Source organism: Blautia acetigignens (genome assembly GCF_025566865.1).
Classification (GTDB): Bacteria; Bacillota; Clostridia; order Lachnospirales; family Lachnospiraceae; genus Blautia_A; species Blautia_A acetigignens.
On sequence record NZ_JAOQJM010000003.1, the window covers coordinates 191055 to 211539 of the forward strand.

The window sequence follows — 20485 nt, forward strand, 5'->3', positions numbered from 1 at the left end:
AGTATTAAGAAAAATTAAATATAATATTATTGAGATTATTCTTTGTAAAGATAGAGATATAGATCGTGAAGAAGAAAGCTCCTTGAATATTACGAGGAAAATTATTCTTCCATATGATATAGATGACGCTGGGACTGTAGAAATTCCAGATGAAGAAGCTGTAGAAATACCATTTTATATGATTCCTACCAGTGATTTTTCCTTGAATAAAAGGAAGATAGAAGCACTTGAAAAATGTATGCCCGAAAAAGGATTAGAAGTTCTTTTTCAAGAGAAGAAAAGTGGTAGAGGTAATAAAGAGACGTTTGAATCAAAAACCTATGAGAAAATTGAGGAGTGGTTGAAACATGTTTATCAAGAGCGTGAAAATAACTAATTTCCGGGGACTTCGTGAGGCAAATTTTCAATTTGATGAGTACCCGTTTGTTTTGTTGGCAGCTCCAAATGGAATTGGAAAAACATCTGTTATAGATGCTATTGAATGGTGTCTTACTGGTAGTATTGGACGATTAAAGAATTCTTATGATTTAAGAAGTACTAATGACGCAGAGCGAAAAATTAATGTGAATGGTATTTTAAAGTATAAAAATGCAGTTCCAGAGGATTTAGTTTCAGTCGAAGTGTGTATAAAACAAGGAGATGAAGAGCACAAAATATGTAGAAGCCAGAAAAAGGATGAACTAGGATGTTCTGGAAAAGGCACGAAGCTTCAAATTGATGGCAAAAAACATGAAGAAGACGATTGGCTGGATATATGTATAAATCATAATTTTTATAATTTCCATTTTTGCGATATTCAGAAATCACTTGGAATTCAAAATGAAAAGCGTTCATCATTATCTGAAATGTTTAAAGAGTTTGTTACGGACTATTCTGATGAAGAGCGTGTTGCAGAAAATCTTAAATTATTTCAAAGAGATGCAGAGCTCAAAATTGAGGAAAAAGAGAAAGAGAAGAAGAATGCTGAGAGTGAAAAAAGTTCAATTGAAGGGAAATTGAATTCTTTTGAGAAGAAAATTGCTTTTCAGGAATATCCAGGTATTGCCATGTATGAAGGCGAAAGCGTGGATCTACAGGGAAAAGATCAAAAGTTTCTTCGTGAACAGCAAAAAGTTATTTATGCATGTGGCTATTCTTATGTCAGCAATATTTTGAAAAATCTGATTGAAAATCAGAAAAATGAAGAGTTGTGTAAAAATCTGGATAGTTTAATCCAGGGGCTTCAGGAGAACAATGATGATATTCTTGAAGCTATAAAAATTGGTTTGTATAAAGAAACTACCTGTATTACTGAGCTTGAGGATAAGATTGAAGAATATAGTGCTATTACCTTAAACAGAAATTCAATTTTGGAGAAAGGACCGATTCTTTTAACATTAAAAAACAATGATTTTACAGAGGAGTATTTTGAACAGAAAAAGAAGAAAATACAGGATCTGGAGAATAAAATAAAAATTCTGGATGAATCTATACAAAGCGTTTCTGAAGGAAATGAGATCATAGAAGTTTTGACAGAATTAATAGATAAAAAGCAAGGTTTACTAGAATACCGTAATATGAAGTTAAAAGAAGATGGTAAAGCAAGATGTCCTGTTTGTGGTTCAGAGAAGTTTACTGAAATTGGACAGGAGCAGATCCTGAAAGAAGCATATGATTATTTGAAAGCAAGTAAAATTAGCGTCAGTGAGAAAACAGAGGAAAGAAAAAATAAGAGAGAAGAGCGTGACGAATTAAAAGATGAATTAATTTCAAAAGGAAAGCAGGTATTGGAAGCAGAGATTCAGAAACAGAACGAATCAAAAGAAAAACTCTTGAAAATTCAAAAATCTACAAAAGATTTCTTTGCTTTGCAAAAGAAAGTTTCCGCTGTGTTAAAGGATACAAATGATGTTTCTTGGTGGAGTAATATTGCAAATTTAATTAGTAAAAAGGAGATGCTAGAAGTAAAACAAAGTCCAAAAGAGGAATTGAATAAAAGGAAAAGTGAGGCATATGATATTCTTGCTGTGTTAAATTTTAAAACGGAGTTGGTGGATACAGACCAAGCAGTGCTGAATAAAATTAGTATTGAGGCGGAAAAGGCGCCAAAGATATTGAAATTTACTAAAATGTTGTTGATTGGTAAAATGAATGCCCTTTCTTATAGAATTCAGAATCAGGAGATTGCGGAGTTAGATAAAAAGTTGAAAAACTCTCAAAATGCCATTGAAAGGATAAATAAAGAAATTCATCAGATTGAAAAGGTGAAAGATTGGGCAATTAGTCATGAAAAGAGAATCAGAAACCTGGTTGCAGAACTGATTCAGCAGGAGTATGAGAGTGTTGGACCAAATCTCTATAAGTTTTATAAGAAATTGTCCAGGATCAATACAATACAGAATATTAAGATAACGCCAGATGGAAAAGAAAATCAAGTTTCATTAACGGATGAAACAGGCAAACATGTAGTGAATATTTTAAGTAATGGGCAGTTAAGTGTTTTTATTCTTGCTTATTTTTTTGCAGGTATTGTTTCTAGGGGAAATAAAGAAAATTTTAAAATTTATTTTATTGATGATCTTACTGCTTGTATGGATGATGTTAACATGCTTTCATTTCTGGATTTATTGAAGTATCTTTTGAAAGATAAAGAAGGACCCATTGATCAATTGTTCTTTGTAACCTGTGATGATCGTATTGAAAGGCTTCTCTGCTATAAGATGGAAGGATGTGATATTCCATATATAAAATTGTCAGAGAAGAATTTTCCAAAGTATTAAGCCAATTTATTGTATTTATGAATAAGGTGAGGCATTAACTTTTCCGCTTGCACCATCTAAGGGTTCATAGTATCATATATCTTATAAAAAGATGATGATTCTATGAATCCTTTTTACTGCTTATAATCAATATTTATGAGAAAATTTATGCAAATCTAAGTGAAAATGCTTTTGGGTAAATGCTTATATTGCTTATGAATTAGATGAAGTATAAAGCGCAAATTTACTACATCAGGAGACCCACCCATGACCCTCACAATCCTAGGCACCGGCAACGCAGTAACAACCGAGTGCTACAACACCTGCTTCGTCCTGCACGAAAGCAATCAATATTTCCTGGTAGATGGCGGCGGAGGAAGCCAGATCCTTCACCAGTTGAAACATACCGGAATCGACTGGAAAAAGATAAGAACTATTTTTGTAACGCACAAGCATCTCGATCATATTACCGGAATAATCTGGATGATTCGTATGATCTGTCAGTCCATGAAGCAGGATGAATACGAAGGCGAAGCAGTCATATATGCACATGATGAAGTGATTGCCTTGCTCCAGGAGTTTTCCGAAAAACTGCTGCAAAAGAAAGACACAGAGTTTATTGGAAAGCGTCTTCATCTGATATCTGTGGCAGATGGCGAGTCCAAGGAAATTTTGAACAAAAAAGTTACCTTTTTCGATATACAGTCAACGAAGGCCAGGCAGTTTGGCTTTTGCATGGAATTGGGAAATGGGGAGAAATTTACATGCTGCGGAGATGAACCGTACCATCCCTGTGAGGAAAAATATGCGAAAAACAGTACATGGCTTTTGCATGAAGCGTTTTGTCTGAGCAGTCAGGCGGAGATTTTCCATCCATATGAGAAACACCATTCAACAGTGAAGGATGCCTGCGAACTGGCAGAAAAGCTTCATGTGAAAAATCTGCTGCTGTATCATACAGAAGATAAAAATATTGCGCACCGAAAAGAGCTTTATGGAAGTGAGGGCAGAAACTATTTTTACGGAAATCTTCTGATCCCGGATGATCTGGAATCATTTTCTATTTAATTTTCAAAGAACAGCAAAAGGGGAGCATGAAAATGAAACTGCTTATTACAGGAACAACAGGATTTGTAGGACATAAAATCATGGAGTCATATGCCCAGGCAGCCGCTGCACCATCTCTTCGGAATGCAACCCAGGAGATGATAAAGCGGATGGTAGAGGAAAGTGAAGCGGACGTGGTGATTCATACTGCAGCCATTTCTGATATTGGAATCTGTCAGAAAAATCCGGAAGCATCGTATTTTGCAAATGTGCAGATTCCGGTGTATCTGGCTCATGCATGCAAAGACAGAAAATTGATCTGCTTCAGCTCCGATCAGGTGTACAGTGCCTGCGAAGAGGAGGGACCATATGTAGAAGAAGTGGTAAAGCCGGGAAATATTTATGCAGAACATAAGCTGGAGATGGAGGAGCGGGTGCTGGATTTGGTTCCTTCTGCCGTGATGCTGCGGGCGGAGTGGATGTATGACTATGTTTCAAAGAAGCCGAATTATTTTCTGAATATGATACATGCGAAGCAGCAGGCGGCGTTTAGTACCAGACAGTTTCGCGGAATTACCTATCTGAAGGAAGTGGTTGAAAACATGGATCATGTGATGGCTTTGCCGGGAGGCGCGTATAATTTTGGAAGCGAGACCACCCAGTCCATGTATGAGATCACAGAACAGTTTTTAGATTTGCTTGGAAACCAGGTGGCGATTCAGGATGCTCCGCCAAGACATAATTTGTGGATGAATTGCGAAAAGGCGAGAAAATATGGTGTGGAATTCAGTGATGTTTTTGATGGGCTGAAGAGATGCCTGAGGGATTATGAAAGGACGAATAAGACGCTTAGGGAAGGGAATTCTAATGAAAAATAATGAATAAACCTTTTGATTGCAGTGGGTTCGTACATACAGGAAGATGATTATTTTGAGTTCCAGCATAAGAAAGTCACAAAACAGGTGGTATTTTGTAGTATGTGGGTGGTTGAACACTGAATCGACTTATTACTTTTAAAAGAGCATATGAGGTGGAAAACAATGGTAGATAAGAAACAATTGGAAGAGGTTTATAAGCAAAATTTGGAAAATGATATCATTAATGCAATTTCCGGAATAAAAGGGATTGATTTGCGGAAGGCATTTGATATTTATTATTCCAGTAAACTTGCTGAACAAATTTCAAATGACAGTTATGGAATAGAAAATATGGATGCAAAATATCTGGCGAAAGATTTGATTGAGAATGAGCCAGATATTTTTGAATAAATATCACGCTCTAGATGATGGAAGTGTAAATTTAGATATCTATATGAAAATTAAGGAGATTCACCAATGTTCAATAATTCCTACCTAACCGATGCCATTGCCTGCTACAAGAAGGATTTCATCCAAATGCAGTGGCCGAATGAAAAGTACAAATGGGAGGCTGTGAAGTGTTTTCAGGATAACTGGGATGTGAATGCGGCTGATTTTTCGGATATGCTTACACGTTCGCTGGCAAAGACTTATAATCTGTTGGTTTCTATGAATAATTTTCCAGGAAAAATGATTGAAGGTTTTGCAAAAGCAGCACCGGAGGAAGTGCGGGCGATGTATCTCGCACTTTTTGATGAGACTCAGGATGTGATTTCCAGAATTCTTGCGTTTAAGGATCAGGCGGGAATTTTGCTTGAGAAATATGGAAATGGTGCAGCGCAGCATTACCAGTACGAAAATGCCATCACCACCTACCTGTGGCTCAGATATCCGGACAAATATTACATTTACAAATACAGTGAAGTGAAAAACGCCGCAGCAGAATTAGGCTGTGATCTTAGTTTCCGAAAGGGTCATTACGGGGAAAATCTGCGGAACTTTTATGCCTTTTACAATGCGCTGTGCGAAGAACTGAAAAAAGAGGACGAGCTGAGAAGGATGCTGAAGTCTCAGCTGACAGAAACCTGCTATCCGGATCCGGAACTTAGGACGCTGACAATGGATCTTGGCTTTTATATCAGCCGATTTTACAGCCAACGAAACCGTGCATCTGCAGATGAGTGGTGGCCCAAAGCTGAAGACTACGATCCCGGCATAACGGTGCAGGAGTGGAAATGCTTGCTGGCTGACGAGGAAGTTTTTAACGAGAGCAGTCTTGAAATTATGAAGCGCATGCTGGATTATGGCGGCAAAGCTACTTGCACCCAGCTTTCCGTGAAATACGGAGAAAGCCCTAATTTTTATAATGCCGGGTCTTCTGCTCTTGCAAAGCGCATTACTGAGAAAACAGGATGTCCGGTCTGGCAGCAGGATGGCAGTACGAAATGGTGGCCCACTCTATATATAGGAAAAAAAGCAGGCACAGATGAAGAGGGCGTATATATCTGGAAGCTGCGGGAGGAACTGGAAGCAGCATTGAAAGAAACAGATTTGTCCCAGATTTCATTGTATGTTGTTTCCCAGGAAGAGGACGAGCCGCATTATTGGTGGCTGAATGCCAATCCAAACATCTGGAGTTTTTCGGATCTTGCTGTGGGAGAGGTGCAGTCCTACACCCTTTACAACGAGAACGGCAATAAGCGCCGCATTTTTCAGAATTTCCTGGACGCCAAAGCTGGGAATTTCATCATCGGTTACGAATCCTATCCAGTGAAACAGGTGGTGGCGATTTGCAAAGTAACCGCAGAGCAGGATGGAGAGCAGATCTATTTTGAAAAAGTTGAGGGACTTTCTGCGCCTATTGATTATTTGACTTTGAAGGCCTGCCCGGAGCTTGCGCGAATGGAGTACTTTGTCAATCAGCAGGGAAGCCTGTTTAAGCTTACCAAAGGAGAATTTGATTTTATTATGGATATGATTCGTGAGAACAATCCGTCTGCATTTTCCGGGCAAAGGACAGAGCCGTATACAAAAGAAAATTTCCTGGAAGAGGTATATATGACGGAGGCGAAATACAACCGTCTTGTGTCCGTGCTTTTGAGAAAAAAGAACATCATCCTTCAGGGAGCCCCTGGCGTGGGAAAAACCTTTGCCGCAAAAAGATTGGCCTATTCGATCATGGGAGAAAAGGACGAGAGCCGGGTGGAATTTGTACAGTTCCACCAGAATTATTCCTATGAAGATTTTATTATGGGATATAAGCCGGAAGGGGATTCTTTTGCGCTGAAATATGGGATTTTCTATCGGTTTTGCCAGAAGGCTGCAAACAACCCGGACAAGGATTATTTTTTCATTATTGACGAAATCAATCGTGGAAATATGAGCAAGATTTTTGGGGAACTTCTCATGCTGATTGAGAAGGATTACCGGGGAACCAAGACGGCGCTGGCGTACAATGGCCTAAGTTTTTCGGTTCCGGAGCGTGTACATATTATTGGAATGATGAATACGGCGGACCGGAGTCTTGCCATGATTGATTATGCTCTGCGGAGAAGATTCAGCTTTTTTGAGATGGAGCCGGGATTTGAGTCAGAAGGCTTCGTGAAATATCAGAACGCTCTGAACAGTGAATTGTTTGACTCCTTGATTGGCAAAATAACAGAACTGAACAAAGAAATCACAGCAGACAGATCTCTAGGAAAAGGCTTCTGCATCGGACACAGTTATTTTTGCGGCATGAAGACGTGCACGGCAGAAAAACTGCTTGAAATCGTGGATTTTGATGTTCTTCCCATGCTGGAAGAGTACTGGTTTGACGACCTGGATAAAGTACAGCGCTGGGAAAATATTCTCCATGGGGTATTTCAATGACGAGAGATAAAAGTATTCTCATAAAAAATATTTATTATATGCTGTCCTACGCTTTTCAAACGCTGAACCAGTCTAATTATGAGGAGATTGCGGCAGAGAAGTTTGAGGATATGCAGAATCTTTTTGCCGCAATTCTGGCGAAGGGCATTGGTTTTCAGCTGAAGCAGGGCCTGTATCGGGAATACCGGAACTGTCAGGAGGATTTGTCTGTCATGCGGGGAAAAATCAATATGCAGGGAACCATCCGGAACAAAATGTCCAGAAGGCAGTTGCTGGCCTGCGAGTTTGACGAGCTTTCCGAAAACAATCTGCTGAACCAGATTTTGAAATCAACGGTTTTGCTTCTTTTGAAGCACGGGAATGTGAAAGCGAGATATAAGGATGATCTGAAAAAGAAAATGCTGATTTTCTCTGCTGTGGATACGCTGGAATTAACATCTGTCCGCTGGTCTGCCATACGGTTTGGGCGGAACAATCAGAATTACCGGATGCTGATCAGTATCTGTCAGCTGCTTGCAGAGGGCTTGCTGCTTACCACCGAGCAGGGAGAATACAGGTTGGCTGCTTTTCTTGATGAGCAGAGAATGTGCCGCCTTTATGAGAAATTTATCCTGGAATATTACAGAAAGCATTTTCCCCAGCTGTCCGTAACTGCGTCCCAGATTCCCTGGGCGCTGGACGATGGAAGCGGTACCATGCTTCCCGTCATGCAAAGCGACATCACTCTGCAGCTTGGCAGCAGCGTATTGATCATTGACGCAAAATATTATTCCCATACCACACAGGAGCATTACGGCAGACATACACTGCATTCTGGCAACCTTTATCAGATTTTTACTTATGTGAAAAACAAAGATTACGCTTTTGGCGAAACACCCCACAAGGTTTCCGGCCTTCTTCTCTACGCCAAAACAGAAGACCAAATCCATCCTGACCAAACTTACCAGATGCATGGAAATGAGATTGGGGTGAAAACATTGGATTTGAATTTGCCCTTTGAGGGGATTCGGAAGCAGTTGGATGGGATTGTAAGGGAGATGATGTTATGAACCAAAATGAAAATCAGTGGGACAAGCTGTTAAAAATAAAAACCACCGGCCGGGATGATTCCCGCGCGGATCAATACCGCTATCCCTATGAACCGACACCGTACTGTGTGTTGGAACGGCTTGCGAACAGCGGCTTGATCAGCAAGAAAAATGTGGTATTGGACTACGGAACCGGGAAAGGCAGAGTCTGCTTTTTCCTTTCTTATCAGACAAGATGCAGCTCAATCGGCGTAGAATACGACGACAGAATTTTCGCTGGCGCCAGAGCCAATCAGGAACAGGCCGTATCTGGGAAAAGGACTTCCTTCGAACTGACAAGTGCCGAAGAATACCCAGTGCCAACTTCCATAGATCGCTGCTACTTCTTCAACCCCTTTTCCATAGAAATCCTCCGAAAAGTCCTGTCCCGAATCTACGAATCCTACTACGAAAACCAAAGGGAAATCCTGCTGTTTTTTTATTATCCCTCAGAAGAATACATCAGCTGCCTGATGACAGAAGAGCTGTTGCTGTTTTTTGATGAGATCGATACGGAGGATTTGTTTGAGGGGAACAATAACAGGGAAAGGATTGTGGTGTTTACAGTGGGGTAAAATTTAAAATCATGAAATAAGAGAGAAAGGTGGGCTAAGAATGATTCCGTTAATTGACAAAAAGCAAACTGGAATTAATTTGCGCAGAATTATGGATGAATGCGGTTTTACAGTAAAAGATGTTCAGCAGTATTTGAGATTGGGTAGTATTCAAAGTGTGTATCACTGGTTAAATGGGATCAGTATGCCATCTGTAGATAATTTGTATGCGCTTAGTTATCTGTTTCAGGTTTCAGTGGATGACATGCTGTGCGGAAGCAGAAAGAGAATTCTTACAGCAGAAAATCAAGTACAGTTAAAGCGAATGCGTATTTATTATGGCAAAATAAAAGCAATTGAGGCAGCGTAGAATTATACTACAAGTACAATGACAAAAGAGAAATTCTCCTGTAAAATTATTTTCAGAAAGCGACTTGGAAATAAACTATGGGAGGATTTTTTATGGGAGAAACAATGCTGGTGACACAGGCTTTGGACGAGAGGGACCTGTTAGTAAAAAAGATAACAGATAAGATTGAAAAAGCAAGCTTCGTGGCATGGATTCCTATGATGGAGATGCTGATTTTGAAGGGAAGCTTCAGGAGAAGTTAAACAATGAATATAATGAGCGGGTACGTTTTTGTGATATGAAGAATAGTCAGCTTCAGTCCACTGCAGAGAATATGCGTTTAAGTATTCTGGGGCGTGATAGTAAGGGGAAAGATGAGAAGCCATTAGGCGTTGTAGATGCGTATGTAAGGGAGAATACCGCTGAACTTGTTGATCCGCTGGATGTGAAGAAGAAATTAGGAATGCTTGAAGAAAAGCGAAACATTCTGCTTACAGAATTGGATACGCAGATTAAAGTGTCGAATGCGACTACTTTTATTGAAATTGCATAACTGCATTGTCTGCATTACGAAAAATCCTGAACTCAGTTTCCCTGTAACAGGGTTATGTTACAAGAATATACCAATTCTGATGAAAATTTGGGTACTCAATTAGTAAGTGGCGCAGTTGGTAGCGCACATGGCTGCTAACCATGATGTCGCGGGTTCGAATCCTGCCTTCGAAAATTGGGGTTATTAATATGATGTTGCAGAACATCTCCAATTGTGAATCATTTTGGGTTATGTTTGAACGGTTAATTCTGAATGGTCAACGATTTTGTTCTTAAACCGTTTTTAATAAATTGACAACTTTACTTTAGGCATAGAAATGTGCCGAAATCCATGAACAAGGTTAAGGTGTTAAACTGATTGACCAGGGATAAGCCTAATGGCTGTAATGCAGGCAGAATAATATATGAAATTGTGGAACAATATGATAAGGTGCTTGCAGAGATGCAGGCGTTTTTTATATAAGTGGATAAGAATACATGCTTTGTATGGTATTAATGAGGAAAGTAACTGTGATAGTTGACAAAAACATAAATTGTGAACTTCCTAAAAATTTTCCCCTAAACACAACAGCTGCTTTTTTAAAAGAACAGGCAGCGGGCTGTTCCGCATTTGTAATTGGAGAAGCGGGTTTATTAAATGCCCTTTATGATGTTGGCATAACAATGAATGATGTAAACCCGGATTATGTTATTGTTGGAGAGGGCCGTTCCTATTCGCTGGATACCTTGACTCAGGCAACAAATCTGGTTTTAAAGGGAGCTAAGCTGATCGGGGCAAATTCAGATGTTTCAGGCCCAATTGAGAACGGTATTGCCCCTGCATGCCGGGCGTTGATCGCACCTATCGAAATGGCAACTGGTACAAAGGCATATTTTTGCGGAAAGCCTAATCCACTGATGATGCGAACAGGATTAAATATGCTTGGTTGTCACTCAGCAGAGGCTGTCATGGTTGGTGACAGAATGGATACAGATGTGATTTCAGGAATGGAAAGCGGTATGTCTACTGTGCTTGTTCTTTCCGGATGTTCGACAAAGGATACACTTAAAATGTATGCATATCGTCCAACTATGGTTTTAAATGGAGTGGGAGATATTCCTGCCAGGGCAAAGTCAAAAGCAGAGTAATATCAGATGGGGAAGCGTTCTTTTAATCTTTGACCACGAAACCCAATGACAACTGTAATGAACAATGCTATAGTATGTTTATAAGGAGTTTTTTGCATGGAAAATAAGATTACTATGGAGAATACAAATGAATTTACCAACTTTTTTAAGAAAATCAGATGAACTTACACAACAGCTATCAAAGGACCAGTTGCTTGCTGTTATCCATGAAATTGCCAGAACATTACCGGAGCATAAAAGAGAAAGCTTTTTGGATACTTTGACAGCAGCTTCCCAAACCACTGCCACGGACTCCCCCAAAACAACTTGTGACGATCATCAGCAGCTGCTTATAGAGCTGAAACATAATCAGGATGTATTAGCAGAAATCAATAACGGTATCCGATGCCTCGATAGCGAATATAACGAAGAATGGGATGACTGGTATAACAGTGATGCGGATGAAGTTCTTTTTTCAGATTCCATGGGTGTTTTATCTGAAATTGAAGACGCGATCAAGCTGATTCATAAATGTATTGATCTGGCAGTATATAAAGAAGGCTGCGAACTAGCCGAAACACTGTCTGTGCTGGAGATCACTGCAAAAGGAGATTATGAGGATTTTTGCGGTGAACCTCTTGGCATAAACGACCTTTATGAACACGAACTTTTGTCTGGTTCTATGAAAAAAACAGTTCGTGAATGCTTGTATCTGGAATACCAGGGAAATAGATTGGAAGATCGTGCAGAAGAACTGCTTTGCATGATCCATAATTTTCAGTGTTACTCTGTGCGGCTGGAAGATGTTCTCCAGACAGGAAACTTTGAATTACCTGAGTTTGAGCAGTTCCTTCCGCTTTGGATTGAATACCTGGGGACCCACAGCGGCATGGGTGTAAAAATACTTTTGAAAGAAGCCCAGTCTATGCTTCAGGATGAACAGCAGATTCTCGATACAGCCAGAAAATATGCAAATACCTGTCCTGAGTTATATAAGCAGATCTTGGAGCAAAACTCTGATCCTGATAAAAATCAGCGTATGATGAGTATTGGTATAGAAGCATTGGAAAGGATTTCCGAAAACACAAAAGTCCGAAGCGAAATAGCTCTGCTTACAGCTAAATATGCATATGAAAATAATCAGGAATCAGTATGCGAATATTGCTGGCTGGAAGCATTCCGCTCTAATCCGTCGTTTGTTCATTACCTTCGTCTGCGCTTTTGCGGAGACAATTGGGAAAACAACAAACGACAGGCAGCAAAAATCTGCCAGGGTCTATATAAAACGGATAATGAATTATATTTTATGCTTCTTTTCTGGAATAAAGAATTTGTTACTGTAATGACCCAGGGCATGAGTGTAAGAGAATCACTTGGCTGGTCATTTACCTTTATGAAGGAGGGCATCACCAGCTTTTTACTTCTGTTATATCAGGGAACAGATTTGCCTGCAGGATTATCCTGTTTATTAAACTATGTACAGCAAAAATATGGATTTACGGCAGAAGAATTTTATAAAGGAACCGGACATACCTGCGCAAAGAACAGTACTGAGTTATTGTGGGAAATCATCTGCAAATGGAAACAGGAGGTAAAGATTTCGAACGAAGACAGAATACGTTGGATGAATAAAATTAACCAGCTTATTTCCCTGCGGGTAGATGGAATCATGACTGCCAACAGAAGAAAATACTACCATGAATGTGCTGCGTTTATTTCTGCTTATGGTGAAGTAAAGGAGTCTCATGGAATTATCGGTGAAAAAAATACATTTATGGCAGAATATCGCAAACGATATCCAAGACGGAGTGCATTTATACAGGAATTGGTGAAATTTGGATATGTGAAATGATTGGGTTCCCCATTTCCTATAACACTCATGTAATGTGCCAATGACATAATCAGCCAGCACCTTCTGATTCCAAAGGGATAAAGCATTCGGTTCGTTTTTTATATACTCAGAAACTGAAGACAACAGTAAGGAACAATGCTATAATTCATTAGTAAAGTATTCTTTTCATCTGGTGAAATTGTTATAAATGGAAGTCATGATACATGTGCTTTTGACAATACTCATGACATTTCAGAAGCTATTTTTGAAAAAAAGCATTCTTTTAAAGCCTTCTTTCGGAGGCTTTTTAAAGAAATATCCAGTAAAAACAAATATCCGTTAGGAAAGCGTATATTTAGATTATTCAATGTAAGAAACACAATGAGATAAGATAGGAGCAAAAATATATGATACGAGTACTTTTCGTTTGTTTAGGCAACATTTGCCGCAGTCCTATGGCAGAATTTATTATGAAATCAATTATTTCCGAACGCGGTTTGTCAGACAGATTTTATATTGCATCCGCAGCCACCAGCACGGAAGAAATCTGGAACGGAGTGGGGAATCCGGTTTATCCTCCGGCGAAACGGGAGCTGGCGAAGCATGGGATTTCCTGCGAGGGAAAAAGAGCAGTGCAGATCACCAAGGCGGACTATGGGAAATATGATTACATTCTGGGGATGGAAGAGCGCAATATCCGAAATATCCTGCGGATTGTAGGAAAGGACCCGGAGCACAAAGTAAAGCTTTTGCTGGATTATTCCGATCATCCCAGAGACATTGCAGATCCCTGGTATACCGGGAACTTTGAGTCTACTTATCGGGATGTGGTGGAAGGATGCGAGGGATTTCTCTTATATTTGGAACGAGAGGGAAGAATATAATAAGATAATGTAACAGAACTGTGGCAGGTGAGGAAAAAGATGCAATGTATTATAAATAATGGGAAAAGCAACAAAGTGAAAAACAGAAGTGCAATAATTATGAAGGCAATACCGAACTTCAGAAATACTGCACAAAATAAAAACGCCAACTTGTATAATTTGTCCAACTTTTTTCGCTGCCCCTCTTGACATTTCCACTTCACCGTACTACAATAACCTCAATCTAAGAATTTCGCAATGACGAGGAAGAGTAGCAAGAAGGGGAATCCACAGAGAGCCATCGGTGGTGAGAGATGGCGAGGAAGCTTTTGTGAAAATCACCTCTGAGCTTTCGGACTGAAAAATAGTACCTATCTGCTGATGAGCATAGAAGCGCAGTATCTATTCGAGTAAGTTCGGACGGTTAACAGTCGTTATCCTGTTTCTCATTTTATAGGATGAGTAGTGAGTGGCTGCATGGCAGCAATAAGAGTGGTACCGCAGAGGATTTTGCCTTTGTCTCTTAACTGGAGACAGAGGCTTTTTTATTATCCGCTTGTGCCAGAAACGCGGAGCTGTTGACACTGCCTCTCACACAGAGGAAATACCATCATGTGAAATCCCTTGGAAAATCAAGGAAGACAGCAACACTGCCTTCAAAATCACGAAGGAGAAACCAAAATGGAAACACTGAAAAAAATCACAAACTTTGTCAGCAAGTACATGGCAGTGATCGTAATCGCAGTTGCCGCACTTGCACTCTTTGCACCGAACACGGTTAGCTTCATCAAGACCAGCTACGTCAACACCCTGCTTGGAATCGTAATGTTCGGTATGGGACTTACCCTGAAGCCAAACGACTTCAAGGTTGTATTCAGCCGTCCAAAAGATGTGATCATCGGCTGTATCGCACAGTTTACCGTAATGCCGCTGTTAGCTTTTGCTCTTACAAAAGTATTTCAGCTTCCGGCAGAGCTTGCCATCGGCGTAATCCTGGTAGGAACCTGCCCTGGCGGAACATCCTCCAACGTTATGACCTATCTGTCCAAAGGAGATGTGGCATTGTCCGTTGGTATGACTGCAGTATCCACAGTGCTTGCTCCGTTTTTAACACCTCTTCTTACCTATTTATATGCAGGCCAGAAGGTAAACGTAGACATGTTCAGCATGTTCCTTTCCATTGTAAAGGTAGTAATCGTTCCAATCGTACTTGGATTTGTGATCAACCATTTCTTCAAGAAATTTACAGAAAAAGTAGTAGAGATCCTTCCGCTGATCTCCACCACAGCCATCGTGGCCATCGTAGCAGCTGTTGTATCCGCAAACTCTGCTAAGCTGATGACATCCGGACTTCTCATCGTAGCAGTTGTTATCCTGCATAACCTGCTTGGATATGGTGTTGGCTACGGAATCGGCCGTGCATTAAAGCTGGATACTACAAAATGCCGTGCAATCTCTATCGAGGTCGGCATGCAGAACTCCGGACTTGCAACCTCCCTTGCAACCACACATTTTGCACAGTATCCGCTGGCAACCATCCCAGGAGCTGTATTCAGTGTATGGCATAATATTTCCGGTGCAGTTCTTGCAAATATTTATGCACGCAGCGCAAAAGACGGACAGACAAAATAAAACATTCCACAAGGCCCTGGGGGATTTTCCCTGGGGCCCCTTCTATGTTGATAAAACTTTAACAAAATTTCAAAAATCAGAAAAATTGTGTTGATTTTATCCACCAGATATGTATAATATATGATAAGGAAAAAGGAATCCACCCGGTTCCATTCCTTAGGTTTTGTACCATAGAAGCTGGTGGCGCAAGTAATATTTTCGATAAGGTATTATGGTGAAACAGCGTGTATCAGCCATAGAATCTGCATTCGCAGATGAATTCCATTTTAGAGAAAAGAGGTTAAGTGTAAGATGGCAAAAATTGATTTAACAAAGTATGGTATTACCGGAACTACAGAAATTGTTTACAACCCCTCTTATGAAATGTTATTTGAAGAGGAGACCAAACCAGGTCTTGAGGGCTTTGAAAAAGGACAGGTCAGCGAGCTTGGCGCTGTTAACGTTATGACAGGTATTTATACCGGACGTTCTCCTAAAGACAAATATATCGTAATGGATGAGAATTCCAAAGACACCGTATGGTGGACATCTGACGAATATAAGAACGACAACCATCCTGCAACACAGGAAGCTTGGGCAGCAGTGAAAGAGATCGCTAAGAAAGAGCTCTCCAACAAGAGACTTTTCGTAGTAGATGCATTCTGCGGCGCTAACAAAGATACCCGTATGGCAATCCGTTTCATCGTTGAGGTTGCTTGGCAGGCACACTTTGTAACAAACATGTTCATCCAGCCTACAGAGGAAGAACTCAAAGACTTCGAGCCAGATTTCGTTGTTTACAACGCTTCCAAGGCTAAAGTTGAGAACTACAAGGAATTAGGCCTTAACTCTGAGACAGCTGTAATGTTCAACATCACAAGCCGTGAGCAGGTTATCGTAAATACATGGTACGGCGGAGAGATGAAGAAAGGTATGTTCTCCATGATGAACTACTATCTGCCGCTTAAGGGCATCGCTTCCATGCACTGCTCTGCAAACACAGATATGAACGGTGAGAACACCGCTATCTTCTTCGGCCTTTCCGGAACAGGTAAGACTACACTTTCCACAGATCCTAAGAGACTTCTCATCGGTGATGACGAGCACGGCTGGGACGACAACGGAGTATTCAACTTCGAGGGCGGCTGCTATGCTAAGGTTATCAACCTTGACAAGGATTCTGAGCCGGATATCTACAATGCAATCAAGAGAAACGCTCTTCTTGAGAACGTTACACTTGACGGTGAAGGCAAGATTGATTTCGCTGATAAGAGCGTTACAGAGAACACTCGTGTATCTTATCCGATCAACCACATTGAGAAGATCGTTCGCCCGATCTCTTCCGCACCGGCTGCTAAGAACGTTATCTTCCTTTCCGCAGATGCATTCGGAGTACTTCCTCCAGTATCTATCCTGACACCAGAGCAGACTCAGTACTACTTCCTGTCTGGATTCACAGCTAAACTTGCTGGTACAGAGCGTGGAATCACAGAGCCTACACCTACATTCTCAGCTTGCTTCGGACAGGCATTCCTTGAGCTGCATCCGACCAAATATGCTGAAGAACTCGTTAAGAAAATGGAGAAGAGCGGAGCAAAAGCATACCTGGTTAACACAGGATGGAACGGAACCGGAAAACGTATCTCCATCAAAGATACCCGTGGTATCATCGATGGAATCCTCAGCGGCGCTATCTTAACAGCTCCGACTAAGAAGATCCCATTCTTCAACTTTGAGGTTCCTACAGAGCTTACAGGCGTTGACACAGGCATCCTTGATCCTCGTGACACATACGCTGACGCTTCTGAGTGGGAAGTAAAAGCAAAAGACCTTGCAGACCGTTTCGTTAAGAACTTCAAGAAATACGAAGGAAATGAAGCTGGTAAAGCGCTTGTTGCTGCTGGTCCTCAGGCTTAATCTAACTTTATAAGATTGAATGATTTCGGGTCTGCCGTGTATGCGGCAGGCCCGTTTTTGTGGAAAATTTCGCTGTATTCTGTCGATGAAAACTACTTTACAAATCTGCTCATTTCTTATATACTATCCATACAGCAACTCAAAGGGAAGCAATTCACAGCTTCCATCTTTTTTTCATAAGCAGGCCGTCTGCAATGCACAGCAGGGCCAGCGATCATCAGGGCGTTTCGCCCCTTTTATTTCAAAGCGATATTTTCAAGCAGAAAGGAACTGAATATGAGCAAAGAGTATGATGCATTTGTGGAGAATCTGCGCCAGCTGTTACTAGAACGTTTGGGGCTGAAAGAAGAACAGATTTTTTTCAAGGAGCAGGATGAACAGGGGATGACGCCTAGCGGTGACCGGCTGTTTGTGGAATGCCATGCTTCCCCGGCAGGAAAAGAAGTGTGCGGAATCCATACGGAAGAGCTTTTTGATGACTATGAGGACGGTGTGTCTCTGGAGAAAATTGCAGACACAGTGGAAAAAGAAATCCGCAAACTGAGAAATGCCGGATTTTTTGAGAAAACCCAAAATCTGAACAATTACGAGAAGGTGAAAAATGACCTTTTCATCCGGCTTTTGAACCGGAAGAAGCACAAGAAAGAGCTTTCGAAAGCGGTATACCGGGTAATCGGGGACATTGCCCTGGTATTGTACATGCAGGTAGGAGAGGTGAAAGGATGCACCACCAGCATGAAAATACGCCGTGATTGTCTGGATAACTGGGGGCTTGACGAGAAAACGGTTTTTGAGGCGGCTCTTTTGAATACATATTTTATTTCCCCGCCCAGAATTTTCCTGTGGGAAAAACTGATCGGAAACCCGGAGTACAACGGAGAATGCTTTATGGATCTGAACCAGGAATTTGAATTGCGAAGAGAGAATGTGGGAAACTGTCTCAGCACAGTAAGAAGGACAAACGGAGCGGTAGCGGTGTTTTTACCAGGCGTGGCAAAAAGACTGGCGGAATTGATGAAAGGAGACTTTTATCTGGTGTTTACCAGTATTCATGAGGTGATGGTCCACAGCGTGCGTATGGCCTATCCAGAGGATCTGCAGGAGGTTCTTAGGGACACATTACGGGAGGCTACGCCGGAGGAGGATTTTCTCACAGATAAGGTATATCGGTACTGCCAGGAAACCGGGGATTTTATGGTGTATAAGGGAACTGTGTTTCTGCAGGTGGGAGGCCCCCACGAAGAGGACGAGAAGGAGACAAAGTAAAGCGTCTATCACCTGGGAAAGCTTTTAAGGGCAAAAAACTGCCGCCAGAACCAGAAGTCTGACGGCAGTTTCCAGAAATTTTAGGAAATACAGGTTTTTTTCCGGAAAGTGTTCTGCTTATCCAAGAATTGCGGAGTCATTGGAGAATTCCTCTCCGCTGGCTTCCTCGAATTTATCCAGAAGCTGTTTCACGGTAAGCTTTTTCTTTTCTTCACCCTGGATGTCGAGAACGATTTTTCCGTTCATCATCATGATCAGACGGTTGCCGTGGGCGATGGCGTCCTTCATATTGTGGGTGATCATCAGTGTGGTAAGGTGATCGCGGTTGACAATTTTGTCTGTAATGTCCAGAACCTTTGCTGCTGTTTTCGGGTCAAGGGCTGCAGTGTGCTCATCCAGAAGGAGAAGCTTCGGTTTCTGAAGGGTAGCCATCAGAAGGGTAAGCGCCTGTCTCTGGCCTCCGGAGAGAAGACCTACCTTGGAAGTCAGACGATCCTCAAGACCAAGGTTCAGGATTTTCAGAAGCTCTTTGTACTCAGCACGCTCTGCCTTTGTGATTCCGGGGCGGAGAAGCCTTGTTTTGCCGCGGCGCTTGGCAAGAGCTAAGTTCTCTTCAATTCCCATGGTAGCAGCAGTTCCGGTCATAGGATCCTGGAATACACGTCCAAGATATGCGGCTCTTTTGTACTCGGAAAGCTTGGTAACATCTGTTCCGTCAATGATGATCTGGCCCTCGTCTACCGGCCATACACCTGCAACTGCGTTCAGCATTGTGGATTTTCCGGCTCCGTTGCCGCCGATTACGGTAACGAAATCACCTTCATTGAGCTTCAGGGAAAGACCGTTTAAGGCTACCTTCTCGTTGATGGTTCCCGGATTAAAGGTTTTGTATATGTTTTTGATCTCAAGCATTGTTCTTACCTCCACGTTTTGCTGGTTTTGCGAAATATTTTCCCTTCCAGTAAGGTACTGCCAGGAATACAGCAACTACAAGTGCGGACAGCATTTTCAGAAGGTCTGTGTCGATACCCATCCAGATTACAGTCTGAAGTACCAGATAGTAGAGAATGGAACCGAATGCTACGGACAGAAGGCGGAGTGCGAAGTTGCGGAAAATGCGGCTGAAAATCGCCTCGCCGATAATAACGGCAGCAAGTCCGATTACGATCGCACCACGTCCCATGTTTACGTCTGCGAAGCCCTGGTACTGAGCCAGAAGAGCACTGGATAAAGCAACAAGTCCGTTGGAAACCATAAGGCCAAGAACCTTGCAGAAATCTGTGTTGATACCCTGTGCACGGGACATGTTAGGGTTGCATCCTGTTGCACGAAGGGAGCAGCCAAGCTCGGTTCCGAAGAACCAGTACAAAATAGCGATGATCACTACAATAAACAGTGCAACGATCAGAATGGTGTTCTGGGTGATCGGCACGTTTTTGATTCGTCTTAGGGAGATCAGGATCGGATACTTGTCAACGTTGATGGCCTGGTTTGCTTTTCCCATGATCTTCAGGTTAATGGAGTAAAGGGAAAGCTGGGTCAGGATTCCGGCAAGGATGGCTGGGATTCCCATAAAGGTGTGGAAAATACCAGTGACAAGTCCGGCCAGCATACCGGCTAAGGTTGCTGCCAGAAGAGATACCCATACGTTATGTCCGCTGATCATCATCATGACACAGACAGCACCTCCTGTACACATGGTACCGTCTACGGTCAGATCGGCGATGTCCAGAACACGGAAAGTAAGGTATACACCGATTGCCATAATACCCCAGATCAGTCCCTGGGCAGCGGCACCTGGAAGTGCCATTATTAAGTTTGCGATTTGCATGTTTTTTTCCTCCTGCATGCCAAG

18 protein-coding genes, 1 tRNA gene, 1 pseudogene and 1 other annotated feature are annotated in these 20485 nt (G+C 41.7%); of the genes and pseudogenes, 18 read left to right on the top strand and 2 right to left on the bottom strand.

Annotated features, from left to right (window positions below):
- Positions 1-82 precede the first annotated feature (82 nt).
- The 18 genes and pseudogenes from OCV70_RS06105 (at position 83) to OCV70_RS06190 (ending at position 18630) form a co-directional block, all read left to right on the top strand.
- Entirely contained in the window at positions 83-376 is a 294-nt protein-coding gene (locus OCV70_RS06105; protein WP_262579413.1) for a hypothetical protein, read from the top strand.
- On the top strand, positions 348-2759 hold the full coding sequence (locus OCV70_RS06110) for an AAA family ATPase (RefSeq protein ID WP_262579414.1): 2412 nt from the start codon (positions 348-350) through the stop codon (positions 2757-2759). Before OCV70_RS06105 ends, OCV70_RS06110 begins: the two co-directional genes overlap by 29 nt.
- 246 nt (positions 2760-3005) lie before the next feature.
- The gene (locus OCV70_RS06115; protein WP_262579416.1) at positions 3006-3806 is read left to right on the top strand and encodes an MBL fold metallo-hydrolase; all 801 of its coding nucleotides are present in this window, start codon (positions 3006-3008) and stop codon (positions 3804-3806) included.
- Between the two features lie 32 nt (positions 3807-3838).
- Entirely contained in the window at positions 3839-4663 is an 825-nt protein-coding gene (locus OCV70_RS06120; protein WP_262579417.1) for a sugar nucleotide-binding protein, read from the top strand.
- Between the two features lie 162 nt (positions 4664-4825).
- Entirely contained in the window at positions 4826-5053 is a 228-nt protein-coding gene (locus OCV70_RS06125; protein WP_262579418.1) for a hypothetical protein, read from the top strand.
- A 66-nt stretch (positions 5054-5119) separates the two neighbouring features.
- A complete protein-coding gene (locus tag OCV70_RS06130; protein WP_262579419.1) occupies positions 5120-7513 on the top strand; it encodes an AAA family ATPase in 2394 nt (797 codons plus the stop codon).
- On the top strand, positions 7510-8562 hold the full coding sequence (gene mcrC / locus OCV70_RS06135; RefSeq protein ID WP_262579420.1) for a 5-methylcytosine-specific restriction endonuclease system specificity protein McrC: 1053 nt from the start codon (positions 7510-7512) through the stop codon (positions 8560-8562). The genes OCV70_RS06130 and mcrC overlap by 4 nt, the downstream gene beginning before the upstream one ends.
- Positions 8559-9155: a class I SAM-dependent methyltransferase gene (locus OCV70_RS06140; RefSeq protein WP_262579422.1), complete on the top strand. Its 597-nt coding sequence runs from the start codon at positions 8559-8561 to the stop codon at positions 9153-9155. Before mcrC ends, OCV70_RS06140 begins: the two co-directional genes overlap by 4 nt.
- A gap of 40 nt (positions 9156-9195) precedes the next feature.
- Positions 9196-9504, top strand: a complete 309-nt coding sequence (locus OCV70_RS06145) for a helix-turn-helix domain-containing protein (RefSeq protein ID WP_021925057.1) — start codon at positions 9196-9198, stop codon at positions 9502-9504.
- 92 nt (positions 9505-9596) lie between these two features.
- A complete protein-coding gene (locus OCV70_RS06150) occupies positions 9597-9746 on the top strand; it encodes a hypothetical protein (RefSeq protein ID WP_021925058.1) in 150 nt (49 codons plus the stop codon).
- Positions 9692-10036 (top strand): hypothetical protein, encoded by a 345-nt coding sequence (locus tag OCV70_RS06155; RefSeq protein WP_021925059.1) that lies wholly within the window; start codon positions 9692-9694, stop codon positions 10034-10036. Before OCV70_RS06150 ends, OCV70_RS06155 begins: the two co-directional genes overlap by 55 nt.
- Positions 10037-10135: 99 nt before the next feature.
- Positions 10136-10209 (top strand) — tRNA-Ser (locus OCV70_RS06160).
- 393 nt (positions 10210-10602) lie between these two features.
- Positions 10603-11163, top strand: a pseudogene (locus tag OCV70_RS06165) (HAD hydrolase-like protein); the annotation flags it as partial.
- A 127-nt stretch (positions 11164-11290) separates the two neighbouring features.
- A complete protein-coding gene (locus OCV70_RS06170) occupies positions 11291-12994 on the top strand; it encodes a hypothetical protein (protein ID WP_262579424.1) in 1704 nt (567 codons plus the stop codon).
- A 386-nt stretch (positions 12995-13380) separates the two neighbouring features.
- Positions 13381-13857, top strand: coding sequence for a low molecular weight protein-tyrosine-phosphatase (locus OCV70_RS06175; RefSeq protein ID WP_173765590.1), 477 nt, complete (start codon positions 13381-13383; stop codon positions 13855-13857).
- A 228-nt stretch (positions 13858-14085) separates the two neighbouring features.
- Positions 14086-14363, top strand: a binding site (T-box leader).
- Positions 14364-14517: 154 nt separating this feature from the next.
- On the top strand, positions 14518-15468 hold the full coding sequence (locus OCV70_RS06180; RefSeq protein WP_021925063.1) for a bile acid:sodium symporter family protein: 951 nt from the start codon (positions 14518-14520) through the stop codon (positions 15466-15468).
- Between the two features lie 291 nt (positions 15469-15759).
- Positions 15760-17364: a phosphoenolpyruvate carboxykinase (ATP) gene (gene pckA / locus OCV70_RS06185; protein ID WP_117854402.1), complete on the top strand. Its 1605-nt coding sequence runs from the start codon at positions 15760-15762 to the stop codon at positions 17362-17364.
- Between the two features lie 276 nt (positions 17365-17640).
- Entirely contained in the window at positions 17641-18630 is a 990-nt protein-coding gene (locus OCV70_RS06190) for a DUF5688 family protein (protein ID WP_021925532.1), read from the top strand.
- Positions 18631-18747: 117 nt separating this feature from the next.
- Here the strand turns inward: OCV70_RS06190 and OCV70_RS06195 are convergent, their stop codons facing one another.
- Both OCV70_RS06195 and OCV70_RS06200 read right to left on the bottom strand, forming a co-directional pair.
- Entirely contained in the window at positions 18748-19542 is a 795-nt protein-coding gene (locus OCV70_RS06195; RefSeq protein WP_021925533.1) for an ABC transporter ATP-binding protein, read from the bottom strand.
- On the bottom strand, positions 19535-20461 hold the full coding sequence (locus OCV70_RS06200) for an ABC transporter permease (RefSeq protein WP_021925534.1): 927 nt from the start codon (positions 20459-20461) through the stop codon (positions 19535-19537). The genes OCV70_RS06195 and OCV70_RS06200 overlap by 8 nt, the downstream gene beginning before the upstream one ends.
- Positions 20462-20485: the final 24 nt, after the last annotated feature.